The sequence below is a fragment of the Streptomyces flavofungini genome (genome assembly GCF_041028215.1).
In the GTDB taxonomy this organism is placed as follows: Bacteria; Actinomycetota; Actinomycetes; order Streptomycetales; family Streptomycetaceae; genus Streptomyces; species Streptomyces flavofungini_B.
Window position 1 is genome coordinate 1 of sequence record NZ_JASKYR010000040.1, and the last position, 20,834, is coordinate 20,834.

Sequence of the window (20,834 nt, forward strand, 5' to 3'; positions counted from 1 at the left end):
TGCCGGCCGTGTGCGCCGAGGCCCTCGTCGTCGAGGTCACCGGCGTTCGTCCAGAGCGCGTTGTCGTACGGCGTATCGGAGATGGTCACGAGGTCGGGGCGGGGAGACGGCACGGGCGGCGCGGCCGAGGCGCGCAGCAGGCCGACGCTCTCGCGCAGACGGTCGGTGTCGGTGCGTACGCGGCGTACGTCGACGTCCGCCAGCCGGCCTCCGGCCTGCTGCTCCAGCCTGCCGACGGAGCGGACCAGATCGTCGACGCAGCGCTGAATGGCCGTCAGTTCATCGTGCAGAGCCATCACTTGCCCTCACTTCAGGTGTGCGGTGGCAACGCTCATGCGGCTGCGAGTGTCGCGCGTCACATCCCGGCTTGTGAAGGGATCTGCATCGATTGCCGGATCGGGGGCGGTGAATGCGCCGGATCACGCTCCGATCGCGTCGAAGGTGACCATCCGCGACCGCTCACGCGCCGGTGACGCCCGTTGGGCCGCACGAGTGGCATCCGGGTGCCTTCACGCCGAGCCTCCGACGCGCGCGCCGTCCGGTCGCCTTCAGTGTGGCGATAGATGTGATCAGCTCCATATACCGCCAAATGTGATCAAACCCGGCCCGATCCCGGTAGTGGCCGGACGAGCCTGGACCCCGGAGGTACCAGCCATGGCCCACGACCGCGTCAGAGTCCGGTCTGTCGTGTTCCTCGCGACGGGGGTGCTTGCCCTGCCCGCCCTCGCCGGATGCAGCTCGGACGACCAGGGGGGCCGCCCGACCGCGGGGCAGGACATCGCGCCGATGGCCCGGGACAAGGTCGCCGACGGAGGCACCATGAACTGGGCGGTGGAGGCGATGCCCGAGACGCTCAACAGCTTCCAGTCCGACGCCGACGCGGGCACCTCGCGCATCGCGGGCGCCGTCCTGCCGTCCCTGTTCCGCCTCGACGGACAGGGCAGGACGCAGCGCAACGCCGACTTCCTCGAATCGGCGAAGGTCGTCGAGAGCGAGCCCAAGCAGGTCGTCCTGTACAAGCTGAACCAGCAGGCGGTCTGGAGCGACGGCCGGGAGATCGGCGCCGACGACTTCGCCGCCCAGTGGCGGGCCTTGTCCGGCAAGAACTCCGCCTACTGGACGGCACGGAACGCGGGCTACGACCGGATCGAGAAGATCGAGCGCGGCGCGAACAACCTGGAGGTGCGCGTCACCTTCGCCAAGCCGTACGCGGACTGGCGCTCGCTCTTCTCCCCGCTGTACCCGAAGCAGGTCATGGGCAGCCCCGACGCCTTCAACGACGGCGCCCGCCGCAAGCTGAGGGCGACTGCGGGCCCCTTCTCCCTCGCGGACGTCGACCGCAAGGCGGGCACGGCCACCCTGGAGCGCAATCCGCGCTGGTGGGGGCGGCCGGCCAAGCTCAGCAGGCTGGTGCTGCGCGAGGTGCCGCGCGACGAGCGGGCCGAGGCGCTCGCCAAGGGCACCGTCGACCTGGCCGAGGTCGACGCGGCGGAGGCGGGGCGCGTCTCGCTCGCCGCCCGCGACAAGGGCGCCGAGGGCCCCCTGGCGCACGGTCCCGGCGCCGGGCTGACCCCGGCCGGGGCGCTGCGCTCCTGGGCGGTCGCCAACGGCTCCGACGAGGAGGCCGCCGACGCCGAGACCGAGGCCCGCAAGAAGACCGGCAAGGCGGTCAAGAGGTACGCGGAGGAGCAGGCGGGGCTGCGCGGCTACGAGATCCGCAAGTCACTGGAACCGGCCTACACCCAGCTCGCCCTCAACGGGTCCGAGGGCCCGCTCGCCGACGACCGCGTACGCCGCGCGGTGGCCCGCGCCCTGGACCGCGAGGAGCTGGCCAGGACGGTCCTCAAGCCGCTCGGCCTGCCCGCGGAGCCGGTCGGCAGCCACCTCGCCCTCGCCGGGCAGCAGGCGTACGCGGACAACAGCGGGGCCCTCGGCGAGCAGGACACCGCCGAGGCGCGGGCGCTCCTCGCCGACGCGGGCTGGACCCCGGACGCCGCCCTCAAGGACAAGCTGAAGGACACGGACAGGGACAAGGGCAAGGACAAGGACAGGGACAAAGAGAAGAGCGAGGCGCCGGACGGCGAGGCGGGCGCCGAGAAGGCGGGGTCCGGGTCGGGCCCGGAGGCCGACGACGGTACGTACATCGTCGGCGAGGACGACGGGAAGCCCGGCGACAACCACGTCTCCGTGCTCGCCCCGGCGCCCGCCGCGGCCTACCAGAAGGCGGCGCTGTTCCGGCAGGCCGACGTCCTCGGGCTGCCGGAGGAGACCGACAAGGAGAAGAAGAAGGAGCCCGGCGAGCGCGCCGAGCGCCGTGCGAAGGCGGAGGCCAAGGCCAAAAAGGAGGCCAGGAAGGCCAAGGAGAAGGCCGAGTCCTCCTCGCGCGACCAGGCCAAGGGCGGCGCCCCGGGCGCGTACGCCCCCAAGGGCACCGCGGCCCCCGCCGCCGCGGGCGGCCCGCTTGCCAAGGACGGCAAGCCCCTGACCTTGCGTTTCGTGCTGCCCTCGGGCAACGGCTCGGAGCAGCTCCGCACGGTGGCCGACCGGATCTCGCGGATGCTGGAGATGATCGGCGTGCGCACCGAGGTGTCGAAGGTCTCGGACGACAGCTACTTCAAGGACCACATCGCGTCCGGCCAGTACGACCTGGCCCTCTACTCCTGGCCCGCCACGGCCTTCCCCGCCACCGACGCCCGGCCGATCTTCGCCAAGCCGGTCCCGGCCGCGGACGGCTCCCTGAACGTCGAACAGAACTACACACGCGTGGGCACCGACCACATCGATCAGTTGTTCGATCAGGCCATGGGTGAACTGGACGAGGACGTGTCCCGCTCCCTGGTCAGGAAGGCCGACGCCCGCATCTGGGCCGAGGCGGGCTCCATCCCCCTCTACCAGCGGCCGCAGCTCGTGGCGGCCCGCCCGAACCTGGCCAACGCCGGGGCGTTCGGTTTCCAGGTGCCCAACTACGAGGACATCGGTTTCCTGAAGCCGGGCGTGCGGCCCGCGGTCAGGCCCTCTCCGAAGTCATGACCAGGTGACGCGCGCGCGGGCGCACGACGCGTCCAGGTGACGTACACCATCTCTTCACCGAACTGGTGCTCAGATTCCGCTCAACTCCCTTGCCCGTCGGACACCCCGGCGGGCAAGGTCGTAACCACCCATTGACCTGGTACTTCACCCCTGAGAGCCCGGTGCCGGGCGGCTCTGCGCGGCGGCCCCGAAACCCCCCGCGGAGGCCGCCTCCGTCCAAGCCCCGTAGAATGGGGTGAGGCCGTGGCGTGTTGTCTGCCCGGCAGGGCACGCGTACCGGACCGTACGCGCCGCCGTCCACTCTTCCCGGGAGAAGCGCAGCTCGTATGCCCACGCGCCACGACATTCGTAACGTCGCCATCGTCGCCCACGTCGACCACGGCAAGACGACCATCGTCGATGCCATGCTCAAGCAGGCCGGTGCCTTCGCCGCGCATGCGGCCGAGTCGCTCGACGACCGCATGATGGACTCGAACGACCTGGAGCGTGAGAAGGGCATCACGATCCTGGCCAAGAACACGGCCGTCAAGTACCACCCCAAGGATGGTGGCGAGCCGATCACGATCAACATCATCGACACCCCCGGCCACGCCGACTTCGGTGGCGAGGTCGAGCGCGGTCTGTCGATGGTGGACGCGGTCGTCCTCCTCGTCGACGCCTCCGAGGGTCCGCTGCCCCAGACCCGCTTCGTGCTCCGCAAGGCCCTCCAGGCCCGGATGCCGGTCATCCTGTGCATCAACAAGACCGACCGCCCGGACTCCCGGATCGACGAGGTCGTCAACGAGACGTACGACCTCTTCCTCGACCTGGACGCCGACGAGGACCAGATCGAGTTCCCGATCGTCTACGCCTGCGGCCGTGACGGCATCGCCTCGCTGACCAAGCCGGAGGACGGCACCGTCCCGGCCGACAGCGACAGCCTGGAGCCGTTCTTCTCGACGATCCTGGAGCACGTCCCCGCTCCGGAGTACGACGAGGAGGCCCCCCTCCAGGCCCACGTCACCAACCTGGACGCCGACAACTTCCTCGGCCGTATCGCGCTCTGCCGCGTCGAGCAGGGCGAGCTGCGCAAGGGCCAGACCGTCACGTGGATCAAGCGCGACGGCACCCAGCAGAACGTCCGCATCACCGAGCTGATGATGACCGAGGCGCTCACCCGCAAGCCCGCCGAGAAGGCGGGCCCCGGTGACATCTGCGCCATCGCCGGTATCGCGGACATCATGATCGGCGAGACGCTGGCCGACCCCGAGAACCCGATCGCGCTGCCGCTGATCACGGTCGACGAGCCGGCGATCTCCATGACCATCGGCACCAACACCTCGCCGCTGGTCGGCAAGGGCGGCAAGGGCCACAAGGTCACCGCCCGCCAGGTGAAGGACCGCCTGGACAAGGAGCTGATCGGTAACGTCTCGCTCCGCGTCCTCGACACCGAGCGCCCCGACGCCTGGGAGGTGCAGGGCCGCGGTGAGCTGGCGCTCGCCATCCTCGTCGAGACCATGCGCCGGGAAGGCTTCGAGCTGACCGTCGGCAAGCCCGAGGTGGTCACCAAGGAGGTCGACGGCAAGGTCCACGAGCCGATCGAGCGCATGACGATCGACTCGCCCGAGGAGCACCTCGGCGCCATCACGCAGCTCATGGCGGCCCGCAAGGGCCGCATGGAGACCATGACGAACCACGGTTCGGGCTGGATCCGCATGGAGTGGATCGTGCCGTCCCGCGGCCTCATCGGCTTCCGTACGGAGTTCCTGACCCAGACCCGCGGCACGGGCATCGCGCACTCCATCTTCGAGGGCCATGAGCCGTGGTTCGGCGAGCTGAAGACGCGCAACAACGGCTCCCTGGTCGCCGACCGCGCGGGTTCGGTCACGCCGTTCGCGATGATCAACCTCCAGGAGCGCGGTGTCATCTTCACCGAGGCCGGCACCGAGGTGTACGAGGGCATGATCATCGGTGAGAACTCGCGCTCCGACGACATGGACGTGAACATCACCAAGGAGAAGAAGCTCACCAACATGCGCGCGGCCTCCGCGGACTCCACGGAGAACGTGGTCCCGCCGCGCAAGCTGTCGCTTGAGCAGTCCCTGGAGTTCTGCCGCGACGACGAGTGCATCGAGGTGACCCCGGAGACCGTGCGCATCCGCAAGGTCGTCCTGGACCAGAAGCAGCGTGGCCGCACCGCCTCGCGCGCCAAGCACAACTGACGCCACCGCCCCGCGCCGGGGCACTCCCGGACGCCCCGGTAAACCTCCTGGGGCGTCCGGGAGGCGTATGAGGCCGGTTTCCTTCGCTCCCGACGGGAGATGAGCGGAAGCCGGCCTTTCGCGTTTCCCCTGGCGATACGGTGTGGCCACTGTCGCGTGAGGCCGCCCGCGGCAACTCGTTTTCGGCACCGAAACGTCCGGTATCCGGACGTCACTGACCGTTAGATGTGTAACACGTCCGTTTCGCAACCATCTATCTCGGATCGGTTTGTCCGGATTTTGGAAGTTGTACGAGCCAGGTGTGATTGAACCGAGACCAAAAGGGTGTGGTCGACCGGTACCTCATGGCTAATAGTTGACCGCGTATAGCTCGGGTCAATGGGTCACGCGCTGTGGGGAGCGCCGACTCACGAGCACACTGGGGTACTCGATCTTCGCCGTCAGGGGTGTCGGCGCGATCACTCGTACCCCCTCTTGTAGTGAACAAGTGGACTCATGAGGAGGAACCCCATGCGTGGTGCCAAGAGCGCCAAGTGGGTCGCGATAGCCGGTGTTGTGGCTCTGTCTGCCACTGCCTGTGGCGGCGGCGGCAACGACAGCGGCAACAGCGGGAAGGTCGACCCCAAGGGGATCGTCAGCTACGCCAACGGTGAGCCGCAGAACGCCCTGCAGCCGTCCAACACCATGGAGGCGTACGGCAGCGTCGTCATCGACGCTCTCTTCACCGGGCTTGTCCACTACGACAAGCAGGGCAACATCACCTACGAGAACGCCGAGTCGGTCACGCCCGACAAGGACTCGAAGGTGTGGACCGTCAAGCTCAAGCAGGGCTGGAAGTTCCACAACGGCGAGGCCGTCACCGCCAAGTCCTACGTCGACGCCTGGAACTGGGCTGCCGACCCGGCCAACGGCCAGCAGAACAGCTCCTGGTACCGCGACATCGTCGGCTACGACGACGTGCACCCGGCCAAGGGCAAGGCCAAGAAGAAGGCCATGTCGGGCCTGAAGGTCGTCGACGACAACACCTTCACGATCACGCTCAAGGGCGGGATTCCGTACTACGCGTACAAGCTCGTCTACAAGCCCTTCTTCCCGCTGCCCTCGGCCGCGCTGAAGGACCCGAAGAAGTACGGCGAGGCGCCGGTCGGCAACGGTCCCTACAAGTTCAAGAGCTGGGACCACAAGAAGTCGATCCAGGTCACCGCCTGGTCCGGCTACAAGGGCGAGGACAAGCCCAAGAACGGCGGCATCAACTTCAAGGCCTACTCCAAGGACACGGCCGCCTACGCCGACCTGAAGTCGGACAACGTCGACACCATGCCGCTGGTGCCGAACAGCGAGATCGCCAACTTCAAGCAGGACTTCGGCGACCGCGCCATCGAGCAGGACTTCTCGGCGATCAACACGATCAACCCCGCCTTCTACACCAAGCAGTGGAAGGACATCGACGTCAAGGTCCTCCAGGGCCTGTCGATGGCGATCGACCGTGACACCATCGCCAAGACCGTGTTCCACGGCACGCGCGAGTCCGCCACCGGCTGGGTCGCCAAGGGCGTCAAGGGCTGGACGAAGGACGCCTGCGGCGAGTACTGCAAGTTCGACCCGAAGAAGGCCAAGGCCGCCATCAAGGACGGCGGCGGTGTCCCGGGCAACAAGATCTCCATCCAGTACAACGCCGACCAGCCGCACAAGGACTGGGTCGTCGCGGTCTGCAACAGCATCACCAAGTCGACCGGCGTCCAGTGCGTCGGCGACCCGGTGACCGACTTCGCGGCCGACACGGAGATCCGTGACCAGAAGAAGGTCAAGTCGATCTACCGCTCCGGCTGGGTGCTCGACTACCCGTTCAACGGCAACTTCCTGGCCGACCTGTACGGCACGGGTGTCGACGGCAACAAGGGCGGCTTCTCGGACAAGAAGTTCGACGCGCTGACCAAGAAGGCCGACGAGGCGAAGACGATCGACGAGTCCGCGAAGCTGTACCAGGAGGCCGAGAAGGAGCTGCAGAACAGCTTCCCGGGCATCCCGCTCTGGTACAACAAGACGCTCTCCGCGCACTCGAACAACGTCAAGAACGTCGTGTTCGACCAGGCCGGCGACCCGATCCTCTCCGAGGTCCAGGTCTTCGAGAAGTAGTAGTCGTCGGAGTTCCGTATCCGTGAAGCGACGCCCGGCGATCCCGGGCGTCGCTTCGCGGGCGGCTCCGCAATGGACGGAGGCACCACATGGGGCGCTACGTCGCGAGGCGACTGCTCCAGATGATCCCGGTGTTCATCGGGACCACCCTGTTGATCTTCTTGATGGTCAACGTGCTCCCCGGCGACCCCGTAAGGGCGCTGTGGGGCGACAAGCCGCCGGACCCGGCGCAGGTCGCGCAGATCAAGCACGACCGAGGTCTCGACCTGCCGCTCTGGCAGCAGTATCTGCACTACATGGGCGGACTGCTCAAGGGTGACTTCGGCAAGACCATCGCGGGCAACAGGCCCATTCTTGACGAGATCAAGCAGGCCTTCCCGGTCTCGATGCGCCTCGCCGTCATGGCGTGGACCTTCGAGCTCGTGGTCGGCATCGCGCTCGGCGTGCTCGCCGGCGTGAAGCGCAGCCGTCTCGTCGACAACACCGTGACGCTCTTCACGCTCCTCGTGATCTCCGTCCCGATCTTCGTGTTCGGCCTGTTCCTCCAGCAGATCTTCGGCAACACGCTCGGCTGGGTGACACCCACGGTCCAGGACTCGGAGAACTTCCAGCAGCTCCTGCTGCCGGCGCTCGTCCTCGGCCTCGTCGGCCTCGCGTACGTGGCACGGCTGAGCCGCACCTCCATCGCGGAGAACCGGCAGGCCGACTACATGCGCACCGCGGTCGCCAAGGGGCTGCCGCGCCACCGGATCATCACCCGGCATCTGCTGCGCAACTCCCTGATCCCCGTCGTCACGTACCTGGGTACCGACATCGGCACCCTCATGGGCGGCGCGGTGATCACCGAGGGCATCTTCAACGTGACCGGTGTCGGCAACCTGCTGTTCGACGCGCTGGGCAACCGTGAGGGCGCCGTCATCGTCGGCATCGTGACGGTCCTGGTGCTCGTGTACCTGCTCGCGAGCCTCGTCGTCGACCTGCTCTACGCCGTTCTTGACCCGAGGATCCGTTATGCCTGACCTCACCAAGACCCCGGCCACGGACGAGGCACACGCCGTGGCGATCGCCGACGCCGACGCCAAGGCCGTGGACGCCGTCGAGGCGACGGGCAAGCCGCGCAGCCTGTGGGGCGACGCCTGGCGCGACCTGCGCCGCCGGCCGCTCTTCATCGTCTCCTCGCTGCTGATCCTCGTGGTCCTGCTCGTCGCCGCGTTCCCCGGCATGTTCACCAGTGCCGACCCGCAGACCGGCGACCTGACGAACCACTTCCTGGAGAAGCCGAACCTCGGCCACCTCTTCCAGCCGGACTGGTTCGGCTACGACCGCCAGGGCCGCAGCATCTACGCCCGCGTGGTCTACGGCGCCCGCAACTCGATCATGGTCGGCTTCGGCGTGACCATCCTGGTCACCGTCTTCGGCGGCCTGGTCGGCATGCTGGCCGGTTACTTCGGCGGCTTCATCGACAGCCTGCTCTCCCGGCTGACCGACGTGTTCTTCGGTATCCCCTTCCTGCTCGGCGCGATGGTCGTCCTGAACGCCTTCACCGAGCGGAACGTCTGGGTCATCACCGGCGCCCTCGCCTTCCTCGGCTGGACGCAAATCGCCCGCGTGATGCGCGGCGCGGTGATCACCACCCGGCACGCGGACTACGTCATGGCGGCGAAGGCACTCGGCGCGGGCACCAAGCGCATCCTGTTCCGGCACATCCTGCCGAACGCGATCGCACCGGTCATCGTCATCGCCACCATCGCCCTTGGCACGTACATCGTCGCGGAGTCGACGCTGTCCTTCCTTGGCCTCGGCTTCGGCGGCAACGCGATCTCGTGGGGCGGCGACATCTCCGACGCCCTGGCCGACATCCGGAACAACCCGCACACGCTGTTCTTCCCGGCAGGAATGCTGAGCATCACGGTGTTGGCGTTCATCATGATGGGTGACGCCGTACGCGAAGCCCTCGACCCGAAGCTGCGCTGAGGGAGGCGTAACGTGACCAGCATCGACATCAAGGAAGACTCGATCCCCGCCCCCCGCTCGGGCGAGGAGAAGAGCGGCAGGCTCCTGGACGTGAAGGACCTGCACGTCGAGTTCCACACCCGAGACGGTGTGGTCAAGGCCGTCAACGGCGTCAACTACAGCGTGGACGCGGGTGAGACGCTCGCCGTCCTCGGCGAGTCGGGTTCCGGCAAGTCCGTGACCGCGCAGGCCATCATGGGCATCCTCGACATGCCGCCCGGAAAGATCCCGCAGGGCGAGATCCTCTTCCGCGGCCAGGACATGCTGAAGATGTCCGGCGAGGAGCGCAGGAAGATCCGCGGCCGCAAGATCGCCATGATCTTCCAGGACGCGCTCTCCTCGCTGAACCCCGTCCTCTCGGTGGGCTACCAGCTCGGCGAGATGTTCCGGGTGCACGAGGGCCTGAGCCGCAAGGAAGCCAAGGCCAAGGCCATCGAGCTGATGGACAAGGTCAAGATCCCGGCCGCCAAGGAACGGGTCAACGACTACCCCCACCAGTTCTCGGGCGGTATGCGCCAGCGCATCATGATCGCGATGGCGCTCGCCCTCGAACCCGACCTGATCATCGCGGACGAGCCCACCACGGCGCTCGACGTGACGGTCCAGGCCCAGGTCATGGACCTGCTCGCGGAGCTTCAGCGCGAGTACAACATGGGCCTGATCCTCATCACCCACGACCTCGGCGTCGTCGCCGACGTCGCGGACAAGATCGCCGTGATGTACGCGGGCCGCATCGTCGAGACGGCACCCGTCCACGAGCTGTACAAGCGCCCCGCGCACCCGTACACCCGTGGCCTGCTCGACTCAATCCCGCGCCTGGACCAGAAGGGCCAGGAGCTCTACGCGATCAAGGGCCTGCCGCCCAACCTGCTCAAGATCCCCAGCGGTTGCGCGTTCAACCCGCGCTGCCCCAAGGCGCAGGACGTCTGCCGCACGGAGATCCCGGCCCTGGTGCCGGTCACCGAGCAGGACGGCACGGAGCTGCCGGGCCGCGGCAGCGCGTGCCACTTCTGGAAGGAGACGATCCATGGCTGAGCCGACGAAGGCTTCGAAGCTCTCGAAGACGGACGAGCCCGCCGACGCCACCCCGAACGTCTCCGAGGTGGAAACGGTCGACGCCGTCACCGAGACCGAGGCCGTCGCGGCCATCGAGGCACCGGTCGAGCGCGGCGAGCCGATCCTCCAGGTCCGCAACCTGGTCAAGCACTTCCCTCTCACCCAGGGAATCCTGATCAAGAAGCAGATCGGCGCGGTCAAGGCGGTCGACGGCATCTCCTTCGACCTCTACCAGGGCGAGACGCTGGGCATCGTGGGCGAGTCCGGCTGTGGCAAGTCCACGGTCGCCAAGCTCCTGATGACCCTGGAGCGGGCCACGGCCGGCGAGGTCTTCTACAAGGGCCAGGACATCACCAAGCTGTCGGGGCGCGCGCTGAAGGCGGTGCGCCGCAACATCCAGATGGTGTTCCAGGACCCCTACACCTCCCTGAACCCCCGTATGACGGTGGGCGACATCATCGGGGAGCCCTTCGAGATCCACCCCGAGGTGGCCCCGAAGGGTTCGCGCCGCCAGAAGGTCCAGGAGCTCCTGGACGTCGTCGGCCTGAACCCCGAGTACATCAACCGCTACCCGCACCAGTTCTCGGGCGGTCAGCGCCAGCGCATCGGCATCGCGCGCGGTCTGGCCCTCAACCCCGAGATCATCATCTGCGACGAGCCGGTCTCGGCCCTGGACGTCTCCGTCCAGGCCCAGGTCATCAACCTGATGGAGAAGCTCCAGGACGAGTTCAACCTCTCCTACCTCTTCATCGCGCACGACCTGTCGATCGTCCGGCACATCTCGGACCGCGTGGGCGTGATGTACCTCGGGAAGATGGCGGAGATCGGCTCCGACGAGCAGATCTACGACCACCCGACGCACCCGTACACGCAGGCGCTCCTCTCGGCCGTCCCCGTCCCGGACCCCGAGGCCCGCGAGGGCCGCGAGCGCATCATCCTCACCGGCGACGTCCCGTCCCCGGCGAACCCGCCCTCCGGCTGCCGCTTCCGTACGCGCTGCTGGAAGGCGGAGGACAAGTGCGCCAAGGAGGTCCCGCTGCTCGCCGTCCCGGAGCGGTTCAAGGGCCAGGACACACCTGCCGCGCACGAGTCGGCGTGCCACTTCGCGGAGGAGAAGAACGTGGTGTCGGCGGCGTAATCCGCTTGCCACGGGCCGCTGCCCATAGGTGAATGAGGGCGCCCTCAGCCGGGCCGGCTGAGGGCGCCCTCATGCGCGCTCACCCCTTGGAGCCACGACGTGCTGACCCTCCGCCCCTGGCGCCCCGAGGACGCTCCCGCCGTCCTCGCGGCCTTCACACCCCCGCAGATGTCCCGTCAGGCGGACCACCCGGTCGATTCCCTGGCCGCGGCCTCCCGCTGGATCGAACGCCGCACGGCGGAGCACGAGACCGGCTCGGCCTACGCCTTCGCGGTGGCGGACGAGTCGGACGTCCCCCTCGGCAACGTGGCCCTGAGCGCGGTGAACCTGACCCACGGCACGGGCTGGGTCTCCTACTGGACCCGCGCCGAGTCCCGCGGCAAGGGCACCGCCACGACGGCCCTCCGCTCCCTCACGGCCTGGGCCTTCACGACTCTCCACCTCCACCGCCTGGAACTGGGCCACCGCACCGACAACCCGTCGTCGTGCGCGGTGGCCCGGGCGGCGGGCTACACGGTGGAGGGCCTGCAGCGCGAGAAGCTGCGGTATGGCGCCGAACGGTTCGACGTGGAGTTGCATGCGCGGTTGGCGGGGGACGAGGCCGTCCCTCAGTCCCCGGTGTCACCGGCCTTCCCGTAGCGCCGGAACGCGCCGGTCTCCAGCGTCCAGGGGCCGAGGAGCCGTACATCTTCGGCGACGAGGTGCCGTTCAGGCAGTGGCCGATGCCCATGGCCGGGTACTCCGAGAGTCTCTCGCCGTAGTCGTTGCTCGGGTTGGACGGGGACACGATCTCGCGCATCCGGCCGATCGCGGGGTGCTCGATCTCGGGGCCGTTCGCACAGATGTATCCGGGGCGGGTGGCGAGGAGCTGCTCGTCCAACTGCTTGCAGATGCGCCGCACCGTGCCCTCGCGTCGCTTCGAGGGGCACATCATGACCAGCATCGGGCCCGACGGCCCGATCTCCACGTTCCAAGCCCCCGCAAGGCGCTCGGCATAGGCTCCGAGCTCCTCGGCGATCGCGCGCATCTTGGCGTAGCCCATGTCGGGAGCGTAGCCAAGACAGGCGGGGCCGTAGCGGCTCACAGTCCGTACGCGGGCCCCGGAACCGTCCCGCCCAGCTCGGGTCAAGGGGGAGGGCGGGGCGGTTCCAGAGGGATCTGGGGCGGCTAGAGGGACTTGCGGGCCGTGGGGACCGCGAGGGCGGTCGGGGTCTCCGGGTAGTGGCAGGCCGTCAGGTGGCCCTGCCGGTTGCCGTCCACCTGTATCAGCGCCGGGTCCTCCGAGGCGCACTTGTCCGTGGCCTTCCAGCAGCGGGTGCGGAAGCGGCAGCCCGACGGGGGGTTCACCGGGGAGGGGACGTCGCCCGTGAGCAGGATGCGCTCGCGGCGCGGGACGTCGTCCGCCGTCGCCTCGGGGACGGCCGACAGGAGCGCCTTGGTGTACGGGTGGCGCGGGTTCCCGTACAGGTCCTCGCGGTCCGCGATCTCCACGATCCGGCCCAGGTACATGACGGCGACCCGCTGCGAGAAGTGCCGGACCACCGCCAGGTCGTGGGCGATGAAGAGGAACGCGATGCCCAGGTCCTTCTGGAGCTTCTGGAGCAGGTTCACCACCTGCGCCTGGATCGAGACGTCCAGCGCCGAGACCGGCTCGTCCGCCACGATCAGCTTCGGCTCCAGGGCGAGCGCCCGCGCCACGCCGATGCGCTGCCGCTGGCCGCCGGAGAACTCGTGCGGGAAGCGGTTGAAGTGCTCGGGGTTGAGGCCGACCGTCTCCAGGAGCTCACGGACGCGGGCCTCGCGGCCGCCCGCGGGGTTGATGCCGTTGACCTCCATCGGCCCCGAGATGATCTTGCCGACCGTCTGCCGCGGGTTCAGCGACGCGTACGGGTCCTGGAAGATCATCTGGATCTCCGAGCGGACCGGCGCGAGCTGCTTGCGCGAGGCGTGGGTGATGTCCTGCCCGCGGTAGGAGATCTTCCCGCCGGTCGGCTCCAGGAGCCGCGTGATCAGGCGGCCCGTCGTCGACTTGCCGCAGCCGGACTCGCCGACCAGGCCCAGGCTCTCGCCCTCGGCCACGGTGAAGTCCAGGCCGTCGACGGCCTGCACGGCGCCGATCCTCCGCTTGAACGGGAAGCCGCCCATGACGGGGAAGTGCTTGGTCAGCCCGCTGACGTCCAGGAGAGGAGGGGGTGTGGTGCTGCTCATGGTGGTCGGTCCCGTCTCGTTCGGTCGTCAGTCGGTTCGTGAGCCCGCGAAGTCCGCGAAGTACTCCGACCGTTGCTCATCGGTGAGGTGGCAGGCGGCGCCCCGGCCCTCGCTGATCCCAAGGAGCGGCAGCTCGCCCGAGCAGCGCCCGCCCCCGACCTGCTCGGTGAACGCGCACCGCGGGTGGAAGCGGCAGCCGGAGGGCGGGTTCAGAAGGCTCGGCGGCGTGCCGGGGATGGGGGAGAGGGGGACGTCCACCGGTCCCTCCAGGGACGGCATCGACCCCAGCAGACCCCAGGTGTACGGGTGCTGCGGCGCCCGCAGCACCTCCTTCTTCGTCCCGCGCTCCACGCACCGCCCGCCGTACATCACCAGGACGTCGTCCGCGATGTCGGCGATCACGCCGAGGTCGTGGGTGATGAAGATGATCGCCGTGCCGAACTCCTGCTGCAGGTCCTTCAGGAGGTCCATGATCTGGGCCTGGACCGTCACGTCGAGGGCCGTCGTCGGCTCGTCGGCGATCAGCAGCGCCGGGTTGCAGACGAGCGACATCGCGATCATCGCGCGCTGGCGCATACCGCCGGAGAACTGGTGCGGATAGTCGTCCACACGCAGATCGGGCTGCGGGATGCCGACCTTCGTCAGCATCTCGACCGCCCGCGCCCGCGCCTCCTTCTTGGAGGCGCCGGTGTGCTTGCGGTACGTCTCGCCGATCTGCCGCCCGATGGTGTGGTACGGCGACAGCGAGGCCAGGGCGTCCTGGAAGATCATCGCCATCTTGTTGCCGCGCAGCTTCTCCAGCTCCCGCTCGGTGGCGGTGAGGAGCTCCTGCCCGTCGAGCAGGATCTCGCCGTCGATCGCGGTGCTGTCCTTGTGGTGCAGGCCCAGGATGGCGAGGTTGGTCACCGACTTGCCGGAGCCGGACTCGCCCACGATGCCGAGGGTCTTGCCCTTCTCCAGCTCGAAGTCGAGGCCGTCCACGGCCTTGACCATGCCGTCCTCGGTGGAGAAGTGGACGCGCAGATCGCGTACGGAGAGGAAGGGGGTGCTCATGGGTCCGGCTCCTAGGCGAGGCGCACGCGCGGGTCGATGAGGGCGTACACCGCGTCGACGATGATGTTGAAGATGAGAATCGCCGCGGCGGCGACCAGGACGACGCCGAGCAGCATCGGCAGGTCGCTGGTGCTCACGGCCTTGACCGAGAGTTCGCCGATGCCGTGCAGATTGAACGTCTTCTCGGTGATGATCGCGCCGCCGAAGAGCACACCGAGGTCGAGACCGAAGATGGTCACGATCGGGCCCATGGCACCGCGCCAGGCGAACCGGAAGAAGACCGTACGGGCCGAGAGGCCCTTGGCCTTCGCGGTGCGGACGTAGTCCTCGCTGAGCGTCTCAACGAGCTGTGAGCGCGTCATACGGGTGTAGTTGGCCGTGAAGATGACAGAGAGGACGATCCATGGCAGCAGGAGTCCGGCGAACCAGGCCCCGGGGTCGTCCGTGAACGGCGTGTACGAAGGCCGCTCCAGCCAGCCGAGCTGATTGGTGAAGAGGTAGATGGCGAAGACGCCGACGATGTAGATCTGCAGCGAGGACCCGATCAGGGACGCGGACGACGCGATCTTGTCCAGAGCCTTGCCTTGCTTGACCGCGGCGAGCATTCCGGTGCCGACACCGAAGACGACGAAGACGGCGGCGCTGCCCAGCGAGAGCGAGACGGTGGTCGGGAAGCGGTCCAGGATGGTGCCGAGGACGGGCTCACTGTTGCGGAACGAGTAGCCGAGGCAGGGAGCGGGGCAGTTTCCGAACGTCGCGTAGTCGCGGCCCACGAAGAGGCCTTCGAACCAGTGCCAGTACTGCACTGGGAGCGGGTCGGCGATCCCCAGGTTCTTCTGCACCAGCGCCAGTGTCTCGGGGGTACAGACCTTGCCGCAGGCCAGACGCGCCGGGTCGCGCGGGGCGGCGTAGAAGAGGAGGAAGACGAAGGCGCTGATGATCAGCAGAATCACCGCGCCGCCGACGGTGCGGCGGAGGAGAAAGCGGAGCATGGCGGAGGTTTCCTGACGGATGCCGACGGGGGGAGCGGGGGCGGGGCGACCGGTTCGGCCGCCCCGCCGCGGAGGCCGGGCGTCAGGCCTTGACGTACACCTTGTTGATCAGGGTCGCGGAGAACTGCGGGTCGAACTGTGCCCCGCCGACCTTCGAACCGTGCAGGTAGAAGCGGCGCTGGTACATCTCGGGAATGATCGGCGCCTCCTTCTCCATGATCTGCTTGTCCAGCTCGGCCCAAGCCTTGTTGGCGGCGTCAGGGTCGGAGAGCTTCACGTTCTTCTTGATGGCCGCGGTGACCCAGTCGACGTTCAGCTGCGAGACGTTGTTCGAGCCGTTGCCGATGGTGGTGCCGTCGAACAGCGGCTGAAGCAGCGTGTAGCCGGTCGGCCAGTCGGGGGACCAGCCGAACCACATCACGTCGAAGTTGTTGTCGACCTGCTGGGCCTGGTCGTAGTACGACGTGGAGTCAATCGGCTTGATGACCGGGTCGAAGCCCGCCTTCTTGAGCGCGGCCTCGATGACGACCTTGGTCTTGTCGTACGTCGGGCTCTTCGGGAAGGCGTAGACGACCTTCATGCCGAGCTTGCCGGCCTTCTTGAGCAGCTTCTTCGCGGCCTCGGGGTCGCCCTGCGGCTTCTTGAGCTTGCCGTAGAGGTCGTACTTCTCACGGCCCTGGATGTCGGGGCTGAGGATCGTGGTGGCGTAGTCGCCGGAGTTCTGGCCACCGTAGATCTTGCGGATCTGCTCCAGCGGCCAGGCGTGGATGAGCGCCTTGCGCACGTCGAGGTCGGTGACGCGCTTGGTGTTGATGGCGTAGTAGTAGACGCCGGTGAGCAGGCCGTTGAAGCTGCGCTTCTTCAGGTCCGGGTCTGTGAGGACCTTCTGCATCCGCTCGGCGGGCACGTTGTTGTAAATGGTGATCGTGTACTGGTCCTTGCCCTGGTCCGCGATAAGGCGGTCCGCGAGGTCGAGACCCTCGGTGCCGAACTCGAACTCGTGCGTGTCCGGGTAGGCGTTGCGGATCGGGTCGGTCTTCGCGTCCCAGTGCTTGTTGCGCACCCAGGTCATCGACTTGTCGATGGAGCGGTGCTTGAGCCGGTACGGGCCGCAGGAGACCGGCTTCTTGTCGTACTTCTCCTTGGTGTCCATCTTCACCGGGGTGGCGGCGTAGGAGTGCATCGCCAGAGTGAAGTTGAAGTCGGAGCGCGGCTGGGCCAGGTGGAACGAGATGGTCTTCTTGGCCTTGTCGATCTTGATGGAGTCGAGGTGCTTGCCGCCGTAGGGGCCCTCGTACTCCTTGCGCCAGTCGTCCTTGCCGGTGAGGGCGATCTGCGCGTAGGTGGCGCCTTCGGTGATGAACTTGGCCCAGGAGCGCTCGAAGCCGTGGCGCACATCCTCCACGGTCAGTTCGCTGCCGTCCTCCCACTTCAGACCGTCCTTCAACGTGAAGGTCCAGGTCTTGCCGCCGTCGGACATCTTTCCGGTGTCCGTGGCGAGGTCGCCGACCAGCTTCTGCGAGCCGTCCTCAGCCGTCTTGTAGCCGGTGAGGCATCGCGCGTAGAGCATGGCGCCGGTGGAGTTGAGCGCGTAGTAGATGCGCTGCGGGTCCAGGTGGGAGAGGTCGTCGGGCGAGACACCATATATGGTGCCGCCCTTGCGGGCGCCCTTGACCTCGGGGGCCGGGCCCTGGGAGTCATCGGCGGTGCCAACGGTGACCGAGGCGCCCGTGTACTCCTTGGCACCCGCGGGGCCCTTGTCGCCGCCGCCTCCCCCGCCGCTGCTGCACGCGGACAGGACCATGGATCCGCCGGCTGCGACAGACGTGGCGATGATGAAGTTTCTGCGTGAGAAGGACATGGCTTCCTGCCTGAGTTCGGTGAAGAGACGGCGGTGCTTCCGGCGATGGGCCCCGTCGCCCGGCCGGATCGGGGAGTGTCAGCGCTTGGTCTTGGGGTCGAGCGCGTCGCGTACGGAGTCGCCGAGGAGGTTGAAGGCGACGACGAAGATCACCATGGACAGGCCCGGGAAGAGCATGAAGGTGATGTCGTCCTGGTAGTACTTGGAGCCGTTCTGGATCATCACGCCCCAGTCCGGCGTCGGGTCGCTCAGGCCCACGCCGAGGAAGGCCAGCCCGGCCTCGGCGGTGACGAAGGCGGGGAGCGCGAGCGTCGACTGGATGAGGATCGGCGTCCACAGGTTGGGGAGCAGTTCCTTGAAGATGATCCGGATCGGTGAGGCGCCGGTGACCTTGGCCGCTTCCACGAATTCGCGCTCACGCAGCGCGAGTACCTCACCGCGCAGCAGGCGGGCGATGGATGCCCAGCCGAAGGCGGTCATCACCGTGATGAGGCTGACGACCGTCAGCCAGACCGGGGTGTTCTCCTCGGGCGAGACGAGGATCGAGATCATCACCGGCCAGAAGGCGATGAAGAAGAGGGTGGAGGGGAACGCCAGCAGGATGTCGATGACCCGGCCGATGAAGTAGTCGGTCTTGCCTCCGAGGTAGCCGGCGGTGATGCCGATGACGATCCCGAAGAAGGTGACGAGGAGCGTCGTCGCCCCGGCGATCAGCAGCGAGTTGCGCATGCCGTAGAGGAGGAAGGTGAAGACGTCCCGTCCGAGGCTCGGCTCGATGCCGAACCAGAAGTCCCCGTCGATGCCGCCGTTCGGCTTGACGGGAAAGCTGAACTCGTTGAGCAGAGACGGGTCGTCCACCCCGTACGTCGTGTACGGGTCCTTCCCGTAGAGCTTCGCGATCAACGGCGCGCACAGAGCGATCACAAAGAAGAAGATGACCACGCAGGCGGCGACTACGCCGGTCTTGTCCCGCTTGAACCGAGTCCAGGCAAGCCGCCCCGGCGAACGCCCCTTGCTCCCCTGGTCGTTGGGCGTAGCGGGGATGCCGGTTTTGTCCGTCGGTTCAAGCGTGGCGGCAGCGGCGGGAGTTGGCGAGGTCATAACGCTCCAGGCCCGGAGGGGTCATCAGGATTCCGCAGGACGAGCAGCACCTACGGGCTAGGCGGACTGTCGCAAGGGGTTTCCCGCGCGGTCAATGAATCTTCAGCCGCTTTGGATGGCTCTTGGGATCCTTGACCATAGCTTTACCTTATAAAGCCCTTATCATTACCTGGGCGTAATCAAGCGTGATGGACAACTCGTGGCTTCACCGGATAAGCCGGGCAATGAGTTCGATATACGGGCGCGAGTGTCTCGGAATACGTACATCCGGAGGAGCTGGGACTCGTACGGGTGGGGTAAATGTGCGGTTCTTCCGAGCTGCGGCGATATTTGGCGGTACGTAACGCCAGAACCGAGCCAGGCAGCCGGAAAGAGCCAGACAGGAGGACTCCATGCGTGGAGCCACGCACGCCAAGTGGGCCGCATGTGCGGTGACCGTCGCCCTCGCCGCCACGGCCTGCGGCGGCGGGGGGAGCGGCGGCGGTGACGGCGACGGCTCCGGGATCGTCAGCTCCTCCTGGGGCGACCCGCAGAACCCGCTGGAGCCCGCCAACACCAACGAGGTGCAGGGCGGCAAGATCCTCGACATGATCTTCCGGGGTCTCAAGCGGTACGACCCGAAGTCCGGCAAGGCCGAGGACATGATCGCCGAGTCGATCGACACCGACGACGCGCAGAACTTCACGGTCAAGATCAAGGACAACTGGAAGTTCAGCGACGGCGAGAAGGTCACCGCCAAGTCCTTCGTGGACGCCTGGAACTACGGGGCGAACCTGGAGAACAACCAGAAGAACGCGTACTTCTTCGGCTACATCGAGGGGTACGACAAGGTCCACCCCGAGAAGGGGGACCCGAGCGCCAAGACCTTGTCCGGGCTGAAGGTCAAGGACGACCAGACGTTCACCGTCAAGCTCACCCAGAAGTTCTCCACCTGGCCCGACACCCTCGGCTACCCGGCCTTCGCGCCGCTGCCCAAGGCGTTCTACGACGACCACCAGGCCTGGCTCTCCAAGCCGGTCGGCAACGGGCCCTACAAGGTCGACTCGTACACCAAGGGCTCCAAGATGTCCCTGCGCAAGTGGGACGGGTACCCCGGGGACGACAAGGCGCAGAACGGCGGTGTGGACATGAAGGTCTACACCGACAACAACACCGCCTACACCGACCTCATGGCGGGCAACCTCGACCTCGTCGACGACGTCCCGGCCTCCCAGCTCAAGAACGCCAAGAACGACCTCGGCGACCGCTACATCAACACCCCCGCGGGCATCATCCAGACCCTCGCCTTCCCCTTCTACGACAAGAAGTGGAACAAGCCGGGCATGGAGAAGGTCCGCCGCGGGCTCTCCATGGCGATCAACCGCGAGCAGATCACCGAGACGATCTTCCAGAAGACGCGCACGCCCGCCTCCGACTGGACCTCGCCGGTCCTCGGGGAGGACGGCGGCTACAAGAAGGGCCTCTGCGGCGACGCCTGCGAGTACGACGCCGACCGGGCCAAGAAGCTCGTCCAGGAGGGCGGCGGCATCCCCGGCGGCCAGCTCAAGGTCACGTACAACGCGGACACCGGCTCCCACAAGGAGTGGGTCGACGCCGTCTGCAACTCCATCAACAAGGCGCTCGGCAAGGACAAGGCCTGTGTCGGCAACCCCGTCGGCACCTTCGCCGACTTCCGCAGCAAGGCCTCCAAGCAGGAGATCGACGGCGCCTGGCGGTCGGGCTGGCAGATGGACTACCCGCTGATCCAGAACTTCCTGGAGCCGAACTACTACACCGACGCCTCGTCCAACGACGGCAAGTACAGCGACGACGAGTTCGACAAGCTGATCAACGAGGCCAACGGGGAGACCGACACCGGCAAGGCCGTGGGCAAGTTCCAGGACGCCGAGAAGGTCCTCGCCAAGGACATGCCGAACATCCCGCTCTGGTACCAGAACGGCAGCGCGGGCTACTCGGACAAGGTCTCCGACGTCTCGCTGAACCAGTTCAGCGTGCCGGTGTACGACCAGATCAAGGTCGACTAGGACGCCGGGAGCGGTCCGGCC

General features: G+C 67.3%; 15 protein-coding genes. 9 read left to right on the forward strand and 6 right to left on the reverse strand.

Annotated features, from left to right (window positions below):
* Window positions 1–296: hypothetical protein (locus AB8Z36_RS05065; protein ID WP_369211947.1), on the reverse strand; the 296-nt coding region annotated here is incomplete at its 3' end.
* Between the two features lie 358 nt (window positions 297–654).
* Between AB8Z36_RS05065 and AB8Z36_RS05070 the strand changes: the two genes are divergently transcribed.
* From AB8Z36_RS05070 to AB8Z36_RS05105, 8 genes are all read left to right on the forward strand, one after another.
* Window positions 655–3,030: an ABC transporter family substrate-binding protein gene (locus AB8Z36_RS05070; protein ID WP_369211948.1), complete on the forward strand. Its 2,376-nt coding sequence runs from the start codon at window positions 655–657 to the stop codon at window positions 3,028–3,030.
* Between the two features lie 326 nt (window positions 3,031–3,356).
* Entirely contained in the window at window positions 3,357–5,231 is a 1,875-nt protein-coding gene (gene typA / locus AB8Z36_RS05075; RefSeq protein WP_369211949.1) for a translational GTPase TypA, read from the forward strand.
* Window positions 5,232–5,741: 510 nt separating this feature from the next.
* The gene (locus AB8Z36_RS05080) at window positions 5,742–7,367 is read left to right on the forward strand and encodes a peptide ABC transporter substrate-binding protein (RefSeq protein ID WP_369211950.1); all 1,626 of its coding nucleotides are present in this window, start codon (window positions 5,742–5,744) and stop codon (window positions 7,365–7,367) included.
* 89 nt (window positions 7,368–7,456) lie between these two features.
* On the forward strand, window positions 7,457–8,386 hold the full coding sequence (locus AB8Z36_RS05085; protein ID WP_369211951.1) for an ABC transporter permease: 930 nt from the start codon (window positions 7,457–7,459) through the stop codon (window positions 8,384–8,386).
* Entirely contained in the window at window positions 8,379–9,341 is a 963-nt protein-coding gene (locus AB8Z36_RS05090; protein ID WP_369211952.1) for an ABC transporter permease, read from the forward strand. Before AB8Z36_RS05085 ends, AB8Z36_RS05090 begins: the two co-directional genes overlap by 8 nt.
* 12 nt (window positions 9,342–9,353) lie before the next feature.
* A complete protein-coding gene (locus AB8Z36_RS05095) occupies window positions 9,354–10,415 on the forward strand; it encodes an ABC transporter ATP-binding protein (RefSeq protein ID WP_369211953.1) in 1,062 nt (353 codons plus the stop codon).
* On the forward strand, window positions 10,408–11,574 hold the full coding sequence (locus AB8Z36_RS05100) for an ABC transporter ATP-binding protein (protein WP_369211954.1): 1,167 nt from the start codon (window positions 10,408–10,410) through the stop codon (window positions 11,572–11,574). Before AB8Z36_RS05095 ends, AB8Z36_RS05100 begins: the two co-directional genes overlap by 8 nt.
* Window positions 11,575–11,673: 99 nt before the next feature.
* Window positions 11,674–12,213 (forward strand): GNAT family N-acetyltransferase, encoded by a 540-nt coding sequence (locus tag AB8Z36_RS05105; protein WP_369211955.1) that lies wholly within the window; start codon window positions 11,674–11,676, stop codon window positions 12,211–12,213.
* 528 nt (window positions 12,214–12,741) lie between these two features.
* On the opposite strand, the gene AB8Z36_RS05110 is transcribed toward AB8Z36_RS05105, so the two are convergent.
* The 5 genes from AB8Z36_RS05110 to AB8Z36_RS05130 all read right to left on the reverse strand — a co-directional run bounded on the left by AB8Z36_RS05110 (window position 12,742) and on the right by AB8Z36_RS05130 (window position 18,789).
* Window positions 12,742–13,782 carry an ABC transporter ATP-binding protein gene (locus tag AB8Z36_RS05110; RefSeq protein ID WP_369211956.1) on the reverse strand — a complete coding sequence of 347 codons (1,041 nt, stop codon included), beginning with the start codon at window positions 13,780–13,782 and terminating at the stop codon, window positions 12,742–12,744.
* Window positions 13,783–13,809: 27 nt separating this feature from the next.
* Window positions 13,810–14,835, reverse strand: a complete 1,026-nt coding sequence (locus tag AB8Z36_RS05115; RefSeq protein ID WP_369211957.1) for an ABC transporter ATP-binding protein — start codon at window positions 14,833–14,835, stop codon at window positions 13,810–13,812.
* 11 nt (window positions 14,836–14,846) lie between these two features.
* Entirely contained in the window at window positions 14,847–15,827 is a 981-nt protein-coding gene (locus tag AB8Z36_RS05120) for an ABC transporter permease (RefSeq protein ID WP_369211958.1), read from the reverse strand.
* Between the two features lie 82 nt (window positions 15,828–15,909).
* On the reverse strand, window positions 15,910–17,688 hold the full coding sequence (locus AB8Z36_RS05125) for an ABC transporter substrate-binding protein (RefSeq protein WP_369211959.1): 1,779 nt from the start codon (window positions 17,686–17,688) through the stop codon (window positions 15,910–15,912).
* 78 nt (window positions 17,689–17,766) lie between these two features.
* Window positions 17,767–18,789, reverse strand: coding sequence for an ABC transporter permease (locus AB8Z36_RS05130; protein WP_369211960.1), 1,023 nt, complete (start codon window positions 18,787–18,789; stop codon window positions 17,767–17,769).
* Between the two features lie 392 nt (window positions 18,790–19,181).
* Here AB8Z36_RS05130 and AB8Z36_RS05135 point away from each other — a divergent pair, with 392 nt between their 5' ends.
* Window positions 19,182–20,813, forward strand: a complete 1,632-nt coding sequence (locus AB8Z36_RS05135; RefSeq protein ID WP_369211961.1) for a peptide ABC transporter substrate-binding protein — start codon at window positions 19,182–19,184, stop codon at window positions 20,811–20,813.
* Window positions 20,814–20,834: the final 21 nt, after the last annotated feature.